Below are 14,281 nucleotides of genomic sequence, written 5' to 3'. Positions count from 1 at the left end.
GCAAAACCTTGATTGGTTATTTCAACCTGAACCACCTAGAACTCGGGCATCAAAGGATTTGGGGAAGTCAGGCGATATGCGTCAGTTGGTGATTTGGGCGGCTGCCCTTTGGGTCGGGGCAATGGCGGCGGCGGCTGCGGACACGCGGCCAGTCGTGGTCGAGCTATATACCTCTCAGGGGTGTTCGTCTTGCCCGCCGGCCGATGCGTTCCTGACAACGCTGGCCCCGCGTGACGATGTGATCGCGCTCGCGCTGCACGTGGACTACTGGGATTATATCGGTTGGAAAGATGTGTTCGCCAGTCCGCACCATACCAGACGGCAAAAGGCTTATGCCGTGGCTGCCGGGCGGCGCACTGTTTACACGCCGCAGATGATTGTGGGCGGGAAGGAGCATGTGGTTGGCAATCATCCGGTTGATGTGGGTGATCTGATCCGCAAACACGCCGACCAACCCGCGGCAGTAACGCTGACCCTGAAACGCAATGGCGCACAGGTTATGATTTCGGCGCGGATGCAACGCCCGATGGACGAGCCTCTTCTGGTGCAACTGGTGCGGTATACTCCCGAAGAGCGGATCACAATCCGGTCTGGCGAAAACGATGGCAGGCATCTGACCTATTCCAACATCGTGACCGAATGGCGGAGACTGGAGGAATGGGATACCCGGCGGCCACTCGCACTGACCGCCGCCGCTGCAGGGACCCAACCGATTGTGGTGATCGTTCAACGCAAGGGCCCTGGCGAAATTCTGGCCGCTGCACGGTTGCGCTGAGTCACGCCTTCCGGTCAGCGTTTTTCCAGCGCCGGTGAATCCAGAACCATTGATCCATGTGTTCGCGCACCAGCGCTTCCAGTCGGTCATTGGCTTCCCGCGTCATGGTCTCGGGGTCGGATGGGGCGATCGGCTCTTGCAGGATGACGGTGAAATCCAGCCCGTTTTCCGCCCGCAGCACGAAAGTGGGGATCAGCGGCGCGTTATATTTCAGCGCCAGTTCCGCCGTGACCAGTGAGGTCAGCGCAGGTTTGCCAAAAAACGGCAACGGCACACCATCAGCCGCGTAGAGATCGGTCAGAATGCCCAGAACGCCACCACCGCGCAGGTGTTTGACCAACTGCATCATGCCGCGCCGTCCCTGTTGAAACAACGGCAGGCCAATGCGCCCGATCGACCGTACATAGTGGGCGTTAAAATAGGGGTTATTCATTGCGCGGTACAGCGCGCCCATATTGTGACCCCGTGCGATCAATGCGGCGCGTGCGACGTCGTAATTGCCAAAATGCGCGGTCATCAGGATCACCGGGCGACCTTGATCGCGCGCTTGCTCCAACGCGGCAAGACCGGGACCTTCGATTGGTGCGCGTCTGGCGCGGGCGGTGAAATCGTCGCCCGAATAGATTTCGATCAGAGTGCGGCCTGCATTGTCGGGGACAGCACGCGACAACCGCTCAACCTCGGCCTGCGGCAGGTCCGGCATCACGTGCGCAAGGTTCTGCCGCACGCGCCGACGCCATCCGGTGATCGGTGCCAGAACATGCGAAGCCAGCCAGCCCATCATCGGCACGCGCCAGCGATAGGGTAGCGATAGCGCAAGCCCGAACAGCGCGCGCAACACCAGATTGCTAAGGAAATACCGGGCACGGGTGCCAAAGGGCAGGGCGCTGGTCGGGCTGTCGGTCATCGGGCTCAGTCAGGTTGAACGGGGGGCCACATTGGTGGCCTTGCCGAAGGTTTCTCGGTGCCAGACATAAATCCCTGAGATCACAATCACAAGCGCGCCCAGAATGGTCCATTGATCAGGGAACTCATCGAAAAAGACGATGCCCCACAGCGTGGCAAAGATCAGCCCGACATAGGCATAGGGGGCAAGCATTCCCGCCTCACCCAGTGACAAGGCCCGGATCAACAAAAGCTGCGACAGCGTGCCGAACAGCGCCAGCATCGCCATCAGCCCGACTTCTGTCCAGTTCAGTGGTTGCCAGTAGAACGGCACCACCGCCGACAGGATCACCGTGCCAAACAGCGACGTGTAAAACATTGAGGTCCATGTATCTTCATTCTTGCCAAGGTACCGTGTCACCAGATTGTAGGCCGAAAAGCTGAAAGCCGCGATGAGCGGCAGTAGCGCGTAGGGGGAGAAAACTCCCGAACCAGGGCGGATCACGATCAGGGCACCGATCATGGCCGCTGCAATGCCGATGGCCCGGCGCAGGCCGATCTTCTCTCCCAGAAACAACGCGGCGCCCAGCGTGATCAGAACCGGGTTAATATCCATGATTGCTGTCGCTTCGGCCAGACCGATATTGGCGATGCCGAAGAAGAAAAAACCGGTGCCACACATCAGCAGGATCGAACGCGCCAGCTGGAACCAAGGATAGCGTGTCCGCGCAACCTGACCCAGGCGGGGCGCAACGAGGATCAGCACCACCAGGCTTTGCCCGGCATACCGGGCCCAGATTGCGGGCACCGGGCCAATACGCCCGCTCAGTTCTTTGGCGGTTGCATCCATGGCTGAAAAGAAAAAGATCGCCCCGATCATCAGGACGATCGCCAAGGCCGTGTCGGACAATTTGTTCATTCAAGCGCCCGAGGCAGCCCCGTGCCGATCATGGAATCTCGTGTCACCAACTGCGCCAGCGCCGCTTCATCCAACCCTTCGGTGCCCGCAGGGCGCGCGGGCAGCACGATATAGCGCATATCCGCAGTACTGTCATGCACGCGCAGCTGCACGGTCTCGGGCAGGGTTATTCCGAATTCCGCCAGAACGGCACGGGGCTCGCGTACGGCGCGACTGCGATAGGCTCGCGTTTTATACCAGTCTGGCGGCAACCCCAGCAGATTTCGCGGATAACAGGAACATAAGGTGCAGACGATCAGATTGTGCACCATATCGGTGTTTTCCACCGCGATCAGATGCAGGACGCCGATGTCAAACCCCATCTCGCGCGCCGCATCACCTGCATTGTCCAGTAGCCGCGCCTTGAAATCCGGGTCTGTCCAAGCGCGCGCGACAACTGCGGCACCGTTGGCAGGGCTTCTGCTGTCCATCAGATCAATCTGGGCGGAAACCTCGGCCGCCGTCAGGATGCCTTTTTCGATCAGCAACTCGCGCAGCGCAATTTCCATTTGCTGCCAATAGGTCAGAGGGCCATCGTTATCCGTCCTGTAGGGATGTCCAGAGGGGCTTAGGTCGTGGTGATCATGGGGCATCGCTCAGCTCCTCCAGCCAGTGCGCGAAGATTTCGGCGTCAATTGTGTCGATGGGCGATTCCGCCTGCTCACCCCAGATATCCTGCATGGTGAACCGCACACGATAGAGCGGTGTTTTGTCTGCTGGCAGCCCATAGGCAAGTTGTTCGGGGTTGCTGAAAGCACCAAGTGCGCGCTCAATCACCCCGGTTTTACCTCGCAAATAGGCAGGCACCCGAACATGGCCTGGCGGCATAATCGCCCGCACCCGCACGCGATTATGCACCTGATGCATCGCCATAGGTGCGTCCTCGTGCTGCGACCACCTGCATCCGCGTGCCAAGTTCTTCAAGCGTGTACAGCCCGGCCTCGATCAGGTTTTGGTTGATCGCGGCGACCCAGCGTTCATAGTAACTGTGGTTCTCAAACGCGTCTTCGCCCATATCTTCGAGCGCGCGGCGCAGCCCGTCAACGGTGAAATGTCCCTTGGCCGAGCACAATGCCATCAAAGCATCTACACGCTTTTCCCACAGAGCAAAATCATGCCCTTCCATCGGGACCGGCCCTGCCGCGTCCCCGCCCATGTCGTGCCAGCGGCGTCCTGAAATATCGCTCATGACATCAGGTTAGGCGCGCCGGGGCAGGCTGTCCATAGGCGCGGGGCGTCAATCAGCGTCTTCGTCTTCTCCCAACAGCTCTATATCTCCGGCTGATTGCAGCTGGCGGATTTCATTGACGATCTCGCCCATCGCATCTTCACCGGCTTTGACTTTGATTTTGCCCATTTCTCCGATCTCTTCACGCAGGCTATCGGCCATACGCGCCGACATGTTGGACAGGATGAACTCTGCAACCTCGCCCAGATCGCTATCCGGGGCGGCGGCCAGGGCGGTCACCAGAACGGTCTGATCGACGCCGCGGACGATTTTGGGCACGTCGCGGGGGGCGATGCGGGCAGGGATGTTGGCGAACGTGAAAATTGCCTTGCGCACCCGACCAGCGAATTCCGCATCTTCTTGATCCAGCCCATTCAGCAGCTCTTCTCGGGTGGCAGAGGGCGAGTAATTCAGGATCGCGCCGATCCGCTCCTCGGGATCAGCATCAAAGGCACGTTCTGGCCTGGCATCCAGCTGGCTGGCCAACGACAGGCCGATCCGGTCCACGGCATCGGGTGTGACGGCACCGGTCAGCGATACCGCATATGTAATCCGCCGCGCCTTGTCACCGGGCAACAGCGCCAGAACCTCGGCTGCACGAGCGACATCAAGTTTCGATAGAACCACCGCAGCCACTTCGGTCGCTTCCGCTTCGAAGATTGGCAGCAGGGTGGGTGCCGTCATGGCGCGGATCCGGTCCCATGGGTCGGAATATTGTCGCACGCCCGCCTGTTTGCGCAGTTTGGCGGCTGTCCGCGGGTGAATACGCCCATCCAGAACCGACAATGCCCCCGCCAGATCATGCGGAAAGGTCACGCCGATCTGCTCCAGCTCGTCGGCGAACTCTGCGACCACACTCGCAAGTGTAGAGCGGTCGACCACGCGCATGTCGCCCAACTGCAGCGTAAGCCCTGCCTGAAGATCCTCGGGTAGGTCAGAAAAGCTCAGATCTGCCCCCTCGTTCAGTAAAAACCGCACGATGACGGCGGCTTTTTGACGACGTGACAAGGATCTGGCCGGGCTGACCCGTTCTTTGCCCGAGGCCGTGTTCGGTGGGGCGATCCGGGCAAGCGGTGTCAGGTTGGTCATCCGTCCCTCATTGGTGCGATTTGCACCAGATACGCAGGGAAGGGTAAACAAAGGCTGAAGGCGCGCTGTTCTGGTCGCCGGTTTCTATTAGCCAGTCAGCTTTTTGCAGCTTCCGCTTTGGCTGTCCCAGACCGTGCCGCTGGCGCAGGACAGGGCTTGTTGGTGCCCGGCTGAACATTCGGCAATGGCAAGCGCGGGGGCGGCTGATAGGGCCAGCGCAGTCAATACAATCTTAAACATGAAAAAGCTCCCTCCAGTGGGTTACACTGGAAAGAGCCTAGCACAGATGCGCGAAATTCAGAAATCACGCTTCGCCGAACACCCGCCGGAAAATCGTGTCGACGTTCTTGGTGTGATAGCCGAGATCGAATTTCTCTTCGATCTCTTCTGCGGACAGCGCCTTGAGAACATCTTCGTCGGCCAGAAGCTCGGTTTTGAAATCCTTTCCCTGCTCCCAGACCTTCATCGCGTTTCGCTGCACCAGCTTATAGCTGTCTTCACGGCTGACGCCCGCTTGGGTCAGTGCCAGAAGCACGCGCTGCGACATCACTAGACCACGGAATTTGTTCATGTTGGCCAGCATGTTGTCGGGATAGATCACCAGCTTGTCGATCACGCTGGTCAGGCGCGACAGGGCGAAGTCGAGCGTTACGGTAGTGTCGGGGCCGATGTTGCGCTCGACCGAGCTGTGCGAGATGTCACGCTCGTGCCAGAGGGCAACGTTTTCCATCGCGGGCACAACGGCCATGCGCACCAGTCGGGCCAGACCGGTCAGGTTTTCGGTCAGGACCGGGTTACGTTTGTGCGGCATTGCCGACGAACCCTTTTGACCGGCGCTGAAGAATTCTTCAGCTTCCAGCACCTCGGTACGCTGCATGTGGCGAATCTCGATCGAGACGTTTTCGATCGACGAAGCCACAACGCCAAGTGCCGCAAAAAACGCGGCGTGGCGGTCGCGCGGGATCACCTGCGTGCTGATCGGTTCGGGGGTCAGGCCCAGTTGGGCGCAGACATGTTCCTCGACGCGCGGATCGATATTGGCGAAGGTGCCGACCGCGCCGGAAATCGCGCCGGTGGCGATCTCGTCGCGGGCGGTTTGCAGGCGGGCAAGATTGCGGTCCATCTCGGCATAAAAGCGTGCGAAGGTCAGGCCCATCGTCGTCGGCTCGGCATGAATGCCGTGGCTGCGGCCGATGCGGATGGTGTCTTTGTGCTCAAACGCCCGACGCTTCAGTGCGGCCAGAAGGCCTTGCATGTCCGCGATCAGGATGTCGGAAGCGCGCACCAACTGGACGTTGAAGCAGGTGTCCAGCACGTCGGACGATGTCATGCCCTGATGCACAAAACGGGCTTCATCGCTGCCGACATGTTCGGCCAGATGGGTCAGAAACGCGATCACATCGTGCTTGGTCACGGCCTCGATCTCATCGATCCGGGCGACGTTGAATTCCACGTCTTTGGCTTTCCATACGGCGTCGGCGTTTGCGCGCGGAATCACGCCCAGATCGGCCATCGCATCGCAAGCGTGGGCCTCGATCTCGTACCAGATGCGGAATTTCGTCTCGGGCGACCAGATGGCAACCATTTCGGGGCGGGAATAGCGGGGGATCATGTCTGAGGCCTCTTCGCGTCTGCTTGGGTTGGGCGCGGTTTAAACCGCGCGGTGCCGCGCGGCAAGGCGGGTCTATGGCGGTTTTGCACAAAAGCGGCCGGGGACCGCAGGTAGGTCATGCAAAATGCAGGAATTTTGGCGGCAGCGCCGCCGTCACCCCAACATCAAGAGTGGCAGAAGCAGAAGCGCCCCGATCATCCCGCCGAAGCCACCGTCATCGCCTGAGCTTTCGTCGTCGCCCTCGTCTGAGGTGTCCTCCGTGTCGGGGGCTTTGTCGGACGGGGCCAGCATGACGGTGGCAAGGAAGGCGTCAGTGCCGTCTTCTTCGGGGCTGTCTTGCGCGACTGCGGGGGCGAAGGTGGCGGGTGTGGGCGCGTCGACCGTAGCATCTGTCTGGTTGAAAAGGGCAGGAGCCTCGTTATCCATCAGAGCGGTCATGGTCATTTCCGGAGCAAGGTCAGCCGCCATCTCTTCTGGCGGCTGGTCGAAAAATCCGTTCGCCTCCAAAAATCCACTGTAGTTGTCAGTGAGGGTCGGTGCCTCGAGCACGACCTCAAGGATTTCGTACGCATTAAGATCGGCCATCAGCACACCGTCTTGCAGGACCGCGTCTTGGCTCAGGCCGGTGACAGCCGCCTGCGACGCGCCATCGCCCGGCGCCTCACCGGGGGCCACGCCCAGCCGGGTTGCAGTGACCTGGCCTGGGTCGGTCACGATGCCGGACAGGTCGATCATCGTTTCCGCCTGTTCACCGGTTGTTGAGGCGACATAGAACACGATCCGGTCCTGCCCCTGAAACATATGAATGTCTGCGTCCGGGGTTTGCTCTTCGGTTTCGCGCCCAGCCCCACCGGTCAGATCAACAGGCCGGGTATCGGTCAGGTTCTGCTTCATCATGCGGAACATTTCACCCGGCACGCGCAGGTCCAGATCGCCCTCGTCTCCGCTGAGTGTGGTGTTGTTGTTCTGTTGCACCGGCCAGACATAGGCCGCCTCGACATCAAAGAGGTTCATCGCCTCGGCGACGTTCAGAATTTCATGCGCCTGAAGCAGCCCAAAATCCTCGCCCCGCTCGAATGCCGCAGAGCGGGACGAGACATTCCACTCGGTAACGTGGCGTTCCAGATCGGGAATCGCTTTTTCCCAAGTGCTTTCAACTGTCGCAAGATCGAAGTAGCGACTGTTAGGGATCTCTGGCCCGCGTGAATAGATGTGACTGACCACACCATCGATGGCCATCTGTTCCGATGAAGTGTCGAACTCACCAATGATGATTTCATTGGCGACCCGCGCCCATACGATCTGACCCGAGTTGGACACATGGCTGTCGTCCAGTGCCAGGCCGTAGTCCTCATTCAACGCGGCGATCTGGTCCTCAACATTGGTAAGATGGGCATAGTCACCATCAAGCCCGGCGGTGCCGTAGTTCGTGCCCATCTGCACGATCACATCCGTTTCAGTGAAAAGGATCGCATTGGGATGACTGTTGAGTTCTTCATCGATAATTTCCGACATCCGCGCCGCAACCCGACCATATTCGAGCGAGCTCATCCCGACGCCCCAATATTCGTTGCCGATCTCGAACGACCGGATGTCGGGCGCGCCAAACTCTCCATTCAGGGTGCTCTGAATGAACCCGCGCACTTCGGCCTCGTCTATCTGAGCAAAACGGTGGCCATTTGCATCGGTTTCTTCGGACAGGTACGACGTGGTTGGCAGCACGATATTGACCGCAATGTCGGCATCCTCAGCATAGGCCATGAATTCGCCATAGGGCAGCAGGGGGATCTCATTGCCGTTTGTGACGTCGACCGCTGTGTCCTGATTGGGATTGGACAGGTCGAAATAACGCTCGGTCAGCGTGCCTCCGGGATAGCGGATGACGCTTATGCCGAGGCTTTCGCAGATATCATCATAGGTGCCAGCCTCGCCCAGATCGTCGCGGGTGGACAGAATATTTGCACCAAACATATCGGCGCCGAATTGGTATGGTGAAATACCTGTTGGTGTCAAAACTGGCAAAACTGGCCCCCTAAAATCACTTTTGCGACGTGCCGGATAGCGGCGGGGTCACGGTCGGTCAGATTGGGGGCAGGGGCCTGTGTGCATCAGCGTAAAGCGATGGTCATTTTGACTATGACCAGACAGGAGGAATAGGGCGAACTATGCCAATGGTCATGCGGGGCTGGTCTTTTTGGGGGCGCCGTTGGGGTGGATATTCGGGTTTCAAAACCTCCCGCATGTGGTTCTGGCTTGTTTTAGCGGGCGTTTTGCGCCACCGCTGGTGCATGTCGGAAATATTGCAAAACACGATCCCCTATGATGTGCACTCCCCGCGACCGTTACCTGGGATAGCGCCCCTGCCGCCCAAGGACTGGTTGCTGATCGACGAGGCGTATGGCCCGCAAATGGCCGAGCGTACCCGCCTGCTACGTGATCATCGTGCGGCTGTTCTACGGTTGGACGAGACCGCACGCCCCGCGGCTGAGGAACTGCTCGAGGTCGTGTTGGAACAGCTGCGTCAACGCGCCGATTTTTCTGTACAGGCAGGGCAGGTGGTGCGCCCCGATGGGCAGCTGGTTCAGATCGACCGCGCCGATCCTTTGGCGACACTGGGGCAGCTGGTGCAAGATGACTTGTGCTTGTTGGAAAAACGTGGAGAAGAGCATGTGCTGACCGGCGCGGTTCTGTGCTTTCCGGCCAGCTGGACTCTGGCCGAGAAATTCATGCGTCCTCTGATCGGTATCCACGTCCCCGTCGACGTATATGATGCAGAACTGGCCAAGCGCGTTCAGCGCCTTTTCGACGGGGTGCAGCCGGGGCGACCGCTTTGGCGTTTCAACGCGCTATGGTATGCTGACGCCTGCCTGCACCAACCTCGCCCCGAGGCGGGACCGCGCAGACAGGATACTACGAAAACCTACTTGCGCAGCGAACGGCAGGCCCTGATGCGCCTGCCGCTTAGCCGGGCCGTGGTGTTTTCCATCCACACTTTCGTACTGTCAGCGCAGGATGCCGCGCGGCTATGATCCGCCACTTCGGGCGCGCAACACCACGTGCGGCTGCCCGTCCGATGTGGCCGCGACCGTCACGCCTTGCGAATTCACCGTGCAGTTGATCTGCTTGCGGAACGAGCTGAACAGCGGCGACGTCACCACATCCACCGGCGTGTCAAATACCAAGGTCAGTCTCCAATACCCGCCGCCAGACTGGTGTGCGGCCTTGATTCGCCCGGTAAAGCCTTGGCCCAGATAATGCCCCTGAACCGCTTGCCCGATCTGCCAGCGTATCGCTGGCGCGGCTTCAGCTCGGGCTGACAGGGTGTTCCAGTCACGGTACCCCCATTGTTGCGCCACGGCTTCCAAAGCCAACGCATGAGAAATCGGCGTTCCGGCAGCATCCATCGAGTTGCGCAGCCGTTTTGCGTGCGCCTTCAGCGCTTCGCGGGAAGGAAGAGACGTGTCCATCAATTGTAGCCCTTTGCATGGGTCAATTCTACCTGACAGCGCTCGCTTTGCTGCCGTGTCATGACCCATAGGACAGAACAACGGAAAGACGTATCAGGGCTTCACCATGGCCAAAGGCCGCGAGCGGCAGGTGCCTGAACCTTGCCCTCAAATAGAGGTAGCTTCCGATGCGTTCAAGCCCCTGGTTTCTTTCTGACCCAAATACTCACCTTGCTCAGGTCTAGCGGTCGATCCGCTCGGCCATGATGGCTATGGCCTTCTGATACACGCCCGCCGCGTTCCACTGCTTGATTACAGCGAAATTCGGCTGTCCCTGCTGATACCCTTTGCCGGGCTTCCAGCCTTTACTGGCGAGGAAATTCGCGGTCGAGGTCAGCGCATCGGCCTGATTGGTCAGATCCAGCCTTCCGTCGCCATTTCCATCAACGCCATAGCTCAGCACATTGCCCGGTAGGAACTGGGTATGGCCCAACTCACCATGCTTTGCCCCAACAGAACCGGATGAAATCACGCCGCGATCCACCAGTTGCAGGGCGGCCAAGGCATGCGGGGTAAAAAAATCCGAGCGGCGGCAGTCATAGGCCAAGGTGGTAATGGCCGACACCACGTTGCTGTCCCCCATGAAATGACCAAATGCGGTTTCCATCCCGTGAATGGCGATCACGACCCCAGCGGGCACACCATAGCGTTTTTCCAGCGCAGCATAGAACCCGGCGTCTCGTGCCTTACGTTTTCGCCCCTGTGCAACGATCGTATTCGCACCGCGCACCTGCATGAATTTCTGGAGGCTGTATTTGAAGGATTTCTGATTGCGATCGGCGGCGATCGTCCGACTGGCATAGCGCGCTCCGGATAGAGCAGATAACCCTCGTTGTCCAACACCAGCGGCGGCGGCCTCGCGGGAAAATGCCTGTTTCCAAGCGTCATACCCGGCGGATGTGGACCCGCAGGGGGCAGCCGCTGCGCCGGTGCAGAGGCTTGAAATAACGGCGGCAGACAAAGCAAGGCGCTGAAAAAAAAGTCGGGGCATGAGGCTCTCCGGCATATATAAATGTCAGAAGCCTAGCCTGTCCTATATTGCACGCCAACAATTATTGCTGCGTGGTCACAGTCACGCGCCGCCAAACGATCTGCCCGCGCACTTGGATCAGCCAGTAATCGCCTGCAACACCTGTGCGGTCGCACCCGACGCGTTGAGCGTCACCAACAGTCCCGTCAGCGCAAGTGACTGGCCAGCAAGTCGCAGATCTTCACCCCTGAACAGATTGATGATCGCCAAGCTTACTGCGACAGGCAAAGAGAATACACCAACCGTCAGCGCTACCATCCAAGTGGCAAGCCGGATCGTTGAACTCTGATCCTTGGATTGCGGCGCGGTGGTCACATTGGGGCCCGTATCATAAATCGCAGCCCGAATATCTGACAGATTCTGCGCCCCTTGTTCGGGCGACTTGATTGTCTTGAGGCGGCGTTTGTATTCGGACTCGAGCATGTGGGTCGTCTCTTCAACGGTCGGAAACCGCGCCTTGTCCACCGTCACCGTGGTTTCGGACGCTGTGATCGCGGGCTGAAGCTGCATTACCGGGCGTTTGCTGCGTGTCGCGTTGCGTTGAGCCGTGTTGCGCACACGCCGCGGCATGACACGGGTCACGGCCTTGATGAATTCGTCGGTGTCGAGAATGGTGTCAGGGCTAAGCCACTGCACATGCTCCGGGCGCATCCAGACGGCCATCTGACAGACCAGCGTTGCAAGGCAGGCCTGCGAGGTCCGTTTTGCCGCCAGTGCATCGGATTTCGCGGCGCCAGACAGCTGCGTCAGGGTCACTTTTATGATCAGTTCGGCCTGATCGAGCACTTGTTGGGTTGCGTTGCTGTCCGCGGTGGCTTGATCGCGCGCCGCGTTGTGATAGTCCGCATGATCGCTCGCGTTCGGTTTGTCGGGGACCGAAAGGTCCACAACCAACAAATCGGATGTGATCCGGAAGTGGGTTTCTGACATTGCGTCGACGGAGCAAATGCGCTGGCCGTTTGCTTCGAGAATGCTCTGAAGCCGATTGCTCAAGCTTAGTGTATCGCAGTGCTTTTTACCAAGAAATACTAGTCCCGCAGAGTACCGGTTGTCTTCCGTTTCCATAACAGACCTCCAGTTTGATGTTCTGTTTACTCAACCTGTCGGTGAAAAAAGGAGTTTGTGTGGCAGAAATCAGAAGAGGCAGGGGCAATCCCACAATTCTAGCGAAATAAACAATGGAATTGTGAAGTTGAGTTGGGCCTAAGCACAAAAAAGGGGCACTCGTGAGCGCCCCTTGATCTTCCTATACGTGTAGACGCGCGCTGCAATTAGCAGCTGTAATACATCTGGTACTCGACCGGGTGCGGAGTGTGCTCGTACATTTCCAGCTCTTCCATTTTCAGGTCGATATACCCTTCGATCTGGCTTTTGGTGAACACGTCACCGGCCAGAAGGAAGTCCATATCTTTCTGCAGTTCGTCCAGAGCCTCACGCAGCGAGCCACAAACGGTCGGGATATCGGCCAGTTCTTCGGCAGGCAGATCATACAGGTTCTTGTCCATGGCTTCGCCCGGATCGATCTTGTTTTTGATCCCGTCAAGGCCAGCCATCAGCAGAGCCGCAAAGCACAGATAGGGGTTCGCCGACGGATCGGGGAAACGTGCTTCGACGCGTTTTGCCTTGGGCGATTCCGCCCACGGAATACGAACGCAGCCCGACCGGTTACGTGCCGAGTAAGCGCGCAGAACCGGGGCTTCGAAGCCAGGGATCAGACGCTTATAGCTGTTGGTCGACGGGTTGGTGAAAGCATTCAGTGCTTTGGCGTGGGTCAGGATCCCGCCAATGAAATACAGCGCTTCGGACGACAGATCGGCATATTTGTCACCTGCGAAAAGCGGCTTGCCGTCTTTCCAGATCGACATGTTTACGTGCATGCCGGTGCCGTTGTCGCCTTTGATGGGTTTCGGCATGAAGGTCGCCGATTTGCCATAGGCTTGAGCCACGTTATGGATCACGTATTTGTATTTCTGGATCTCGTCAGCCTGCTTGGTGACCGAACCGAACACCAGACCCAGCTCATGCTGGCAAGACGCCACTTCGTGGTGGTGCTTGTCAACCTTCATGCCCATGCGCTTCATCGTGCTGAGCATTTCCGAACGCAGATCCTGCGCATCGTCGGTCGGGTTGACCGGGAAATAGCCGCCTTTGATGCCGGGACGATGGCCGGTGTTGCCCATCTCGTAATCGGTGTCGGTGTTCCAGGAGGCGTCCAGAGCGTCCACTTCAAAGGACACTTTGTTCATGCTGTTCGAGTATTTGACGTTGTCGAACAGGAAGAACTCGGCCTCAGGGCCCATGAACGCGGTGTCGCCAATACCCGAAGAGATCAGATAGGCTTCGGCTTTCTGCGCCGTGCCACGCGGGTCGCGGTCATAGGCTTCGCCAGTGTCCGGCTCGACGACCGAGCAATGGATACACAGGGTTTTTTCGGCATAGAAAGGGTCGATATAAACGCTTTCGGTGTCGAAAATCAGTTTCATGTCGGAAGCTTCGATCGACTTCCAGCCCGCGATCGAAGAGCCGTCGAACATGAAGCCGCCTTCGAGGAAATCGGCATCGACTTCGTCGCAGATCACGGTCACGTGCTGCAGCTTGCCGCGCGGATCGGTGAAGCGAACGTCGAGATACTCGATCTCTTCGTCTTTCATGAGTTTGAGAACTGCGTCTATGCTCATTCCCTTGTCCCTTTCGTTTTATTTTGGATAATTACAGTGCGTCCGAGCCGGCTTCGCCGGTACGGATGCGGATCGCTTGTTCGATCGGGCTGACGAAAATCTTGCCATCACCGATCTTGTCGGTTTTTGCCGCATCAATGATTGCCTCGATGGCGCCATCAACCAGATCATCGTCCAGAACGACTTCGATTTTCACTTTGGGAAGGAAATCGACCACATATTCTGCGCCGCGATACAGTTCGGTATGGCCTTTCTGACGACCAAAGCCCTTCACTTCGACAACGCTGAGGCCTTGAATCCCTGCTTCTTGCAGAGCTTCCTTGACCTCATCAAGCTTGAAAGGCTTGATGATCGCTTCGATCTTTTTCATCGCTGGGTCTCCTCGCCAAGACGTGTTGCAGAGCGACAGAACACTTTCCCAAGGGGGGCTCAATTGACTAGGGTCAAGCCAAGGGCGGACAGCCTTTGGAATCTCGATGCGTGGCTAAATATTAGGCGTGTTGATTAAATAATGATCGAA

16 protein-coding genes are annotated in these 14,281 nt (G+C 58.5%); 2 read left to right on the top strand and 14 right to left on the bottom strand.

The annotated features are described in order from the left end of the window. Positions 1 to 76: 76 nt before the first annotated feature. On the top strand, positions 77 to 775 hold the full coding sequence (locus BSF79_RS13645; RefSeq protein ID WP_090270382.1) for a DUF1223 domain-containing protein: 699 nt from the start codon (positions 77 to 79) through the stop codon (positions 773 to 775). Position 776: 1 nt separating this feature from the next. On the opposite strand, the gene BSF79_RS13640 is transcribed toward BSF79_RS13645, so the two are convergent. The 9 genes from BSF79_RS13640 to BSF79_RS13605 form a co-directional block, all read right to left on the bottom strand. Next, positions 777 to 1,682, bottom strand: a complete 906-nt coding sequence (locus BSF79_RS13640) for a lysophospholipid acyltransferase family protein (protein WP_090270381.1) — start codon at positions 1,680 to 1,682, stop codon at positions 777 to 779. Positions 1,683 to 1,691: 9 nt separating this feature from the next. Then, positions 1,692 to 2,579, bottom strand: a complete 888-nt coding sequence (locus tag BSF79_RS13635) for a DMT family transporter (RefSeq protein ID WP_217650076.1) — start codon at positions 2,577 to 2,579, stop codon at positions 1,692 to 1,694. Then, positions 2,576 to 3,211 (bottom strand): nitrile hydratase subunit alpha, encoded by a 636-nt coding sequence (gene nthA, locus BSF79_RS13630; protein ID WP_090270380.1) that lies wholly within the window; start codon positions 3,209 to 3,211, stop codon positions 2,576 to 2,578. Before nthA ends, BSF79_RS13635 begins: the two co-directional genes overlap by 4 nt. Further along, positions 3,201 to 3,491: an SH3-like domain-containing protein gene (locus BSF79_RS20280; protein WP_090270379.1), complete on the bottom strand. Its 291-nt coding sequence runs from the start codon at positions 3,489 to 3,491 to the stop codon at positions 3,201 to 3,203. The genes nthA and BSF79_RS20280 overlap by 11 nt, the downstream gene beginning before the upstream one ends. Then, positions 3,469 to 3,807, bottom strand: a complete 339-nt coding sequence (locus tag BSF79_RS20275) for a ScnB-like protein (protein ID WP_342741876.1) — start codon at positions 3,805 to 3,807, stop codon at positions 3,469 to 3,471. Before BSF79_RS20275 ends, BSF79_RS20280 begins: the two co-directional genes overlap by 23 nt. Positions 3,808 to 3,855: 48 nt before the next feature. Continuing rightward, entirely contained in the window at positions 3,856 to 4,935 is a 1,080-nt protein-coding gene (locus BSF79_RS13615; protein WP_090270377.1) for a flagellar motor switch protein FliG, read from the bottom strand. Positions 4,936 to 5,022: 87 nt separating this feature from the next. After that, complete coding sequence (locus tag BSF79_RS19510; protein WP_139246443.1) at positions 5,023 to 5,175, bottom strand: adenylosuccinate lyase; 153 nt, start codon at positions 5,173 to 5,175, stop codon at positions 5,023 to 5,025. Positions 5,176 to 5,239: 64 nt separating this feature from the next. After that, on the bottom strand, positions 5,240 to 6,547 hold the full coding sequence (purB, locus tag BSF79_RS13610; RefSeq protein ID WP_090270376.1) for an adenylosuccinate lyase: 1,308 nt from the start codon (positions 6,545 to 6,547) through the stop codon (positions 5,240 to 5,242). 153 nt (positions 6,548 to 6,700) lie between these two features. Then, complete coding sequence (locus BSF79_RS13605; protein WP_090270375.1) at positions 6,701 to 8,518, bottom strand: hypothetical protein; 1,818 nt, start codon at positions 8,516 to 8,518, stop codon at positions 6,701 to 6,703. A gap of 317 nt (positions 8,519 to 8,835) precedes the next feature. Here BSF79_RS13605 and BSF79_RS13600 point away from each other — a divergent pair, with 317 nt between their 5' ends. Next, positions 8,836 to 9,576 (top strand): heme-dependent oxidative N-demethylase family protein, encoded by a 741-nt coding sequence (locus BSF79_RS13600; RefSeq protein WP_090270434.1) that lies wholly within the window; start codon positions 8,836 to 8,838, stop codon positions 9,574 to 9,576. On the opposite strand, the gene BSF79_RS13595 is transcribed toward BSF79_RS13600, so the two are convergent. The 5 genes from BSF79_RS13595 to BSF79_RS13575 form a co-directional block, all read right to left on the bottom strand. After that, on the bottom strand, positions 9,571 to 10,014 hold the full coding sequence (locus BSF79_RS13595) for a glyoxalase superfamily protein (RefSeq protein WP_090270374.1): 444 nt from the start codon (positions 10,012 to 10,014) through the stop codon (positions 9,571 to 9,573). The genes BSF79_RS13600 and BSF79_RS13595 overlap by 6 nt on opposite strands. Before the next feature lie 220 nt (positions 10,015 to 10,234). Further along, positions 10,235 to 11,044, bottom strand: coding sequence for a lytic murein transglycosylase (locus BSF79_RS13590; protein WP_090270373.1), 810 nt, complete (start codon positions 11,042 to 11,044; stop codon positions 10,235 to 10,237). Between the two features lie 117 nt (positions 11,045 to 11,161). After that, on the bottom strand, positions 11,162 to 12,013 hold the full coding sequence (locus tag BSF79_RS13585; protein WP_090270372.1) for a hypothetical protein: 852 nt from the start codon (positions 12,011 to 12,013) through the stop codon (positions 11,162 to 11,164). Positions 12,014 to 12,354: 341 nt separating this feature from the next. Then, positions 12,355 to 13,761 carry a type I glutamate--ammonia ligase gene (gene glnA / locus BSF79_RS13580; protein ID WP_090270371.1) on the bottom strand — a complete coding sequence of 469 codons (1,407 nt, stop codon included), beginning with the start codon at positions 13,759 to 13,761 and terminating at the stop codon, positions 12,355 to 12,357. 31 nt (positions 13,762 to 13,792) lie between these two features. Beyond that, positions 13,793 to 14,131, bottom strand: coding sequence for a P-II family nitrogen regulator (locus BSF79_RS13575; RefSeq protein WP_090270370.1), 339 nt, complete (start codon positions 14,129 to 14,131; stop codon positions 13,793 to 13,795). Between the last annotated feature and the right edge of the window lie 150 nt (positions 14,132 to 14,281).

Origin of the sequence: Thalassovita taeanensis (assembly GCF_900110775.1) — a bacterium.
In the GTDB taxonomy this organism is placed as follows: Bacteria; Pseudomonadota; Alphaproteobacteria; order Rhodobacterales; family Rhodobacteraceae; genus Litorimicrobium; species Litorimicrobium taeanense.
The sequence above is the reverse complement of the archived record's forward strand: the minus strand, read 5'-3'. Positions and strand labels throughout refer to the sequence as shown.

Bases quoted from the DNA above. Each gene is read 5' to 3' on its own strand.
- BSF79_RS13615 (WP_090270377.1), bottom strand. From the start codon at position 4,935: ATGACCAACCTGACACCGCTTGCCCGGATCGCCCCACCGAACACGGCC.
- BSF79_RS13595 (WP_090270374.1), bottom strand. From the start codon at position 10,014: ATGGACACGTCTCTTCCTTCCCGCGAAGCGCTGAAGGCGCACGCAAAA.
- BSF79_RS13600 (WP_090270434.1), top strand. From the start codon at position 8,836: ATGTCGGAAATATTGCAAAACACGATCCCCTATGATGTGCACTCCCCG.
- BSF79_RS20275 (WP_342741876.1), bottom strand. From the start codon at position 3,807: ATGAGCGATATTTCAGGACGCCGCTGGCACGACATGGGCGGGGACGCG.
- BSF79_RS19510 (WP_139246443.1), bottom strand. From the start codon at position 5,175: ATGTTTAAGATTGTATTGACTGCGCTGGCCCTATCAGCCGCCCCCGCG.
- BSF79_RS13575 (WP_090270370.1), bottom strand. From the start codon at position 14,131: ATGAAAAAGATCGAAGCGATCATCAAGCCTTTCAAGCTTGATGAGGTC.
- BSF79_RS13590 (WP_090270373.1), bottom strand. From the start codon at position 11,044: ATGCCCCGACTTTTTTTTCAGCGCCTTGCTTTGTCTGCCGCCGTTATT.
- BSF79_RS13585 (WP_090270372.1), bottom strand. From the start codon at position 12,013: ATGTCAGAAACCCACTTCCGGATCACATCCGATTTGTTGGTTGTGGAC.
- nthA (WP_090270380.1), bottom strand. From the start codon at position 3,211: ATGCCCCATGATCACCACGACCTAAGCCCCTCTGGACATCCCTACAGG.
- BSF79_RS13605 (WP_090270375.1), bottom strand. From the start codon at position 8,518: ATGTTTGGTGCAAATATTCTGTCCACCCGCGACGATCTGGGCGAGGCT.
- BSF79_RS13635 (WP_217650076.1), bottom strand. From the start codon at position 2,579: ATGAACAAATTGTCCGACACGGCCTTGGCGATCGTCCTGATGATCGGG.
- BSF79_RS20280 (WP_090270379.1), bottom strand. From the start codon at position 3,491: ATGGCGATGCATCAGGTGCATAATCGCGTGCGGGTGCGGGCGATTATG.
- glnA (WP_090270371.1), bottom strand. From the start codon at position 13,761: ATGAGCATAGACGCAGTTCTCAAACTCATGAAAGACGAAGAGATCGAG.
- purB (WP_090270376.1), bottom strand. From the start codon at position 6,547: ATGATCCCCCGCTATTCCCGCCCCGAAATGGTTGCCATCTGGTCGCCC.
- BSF79_RS13640 (WP_090270381.1), bottom strand. From the start codon at position 1,682: ATGACCGACAGCCCGACCAGCGCCCTGCCCTTTGGCACCCGTGCCCGG.
- BSF79_RS13645 (WP_090270382.1), top strand. From the start codon at position 77: ATGCGTCAGTTGGTGATTTGGGCGGCTGCCCTTTGGGTCGGGGCAATG.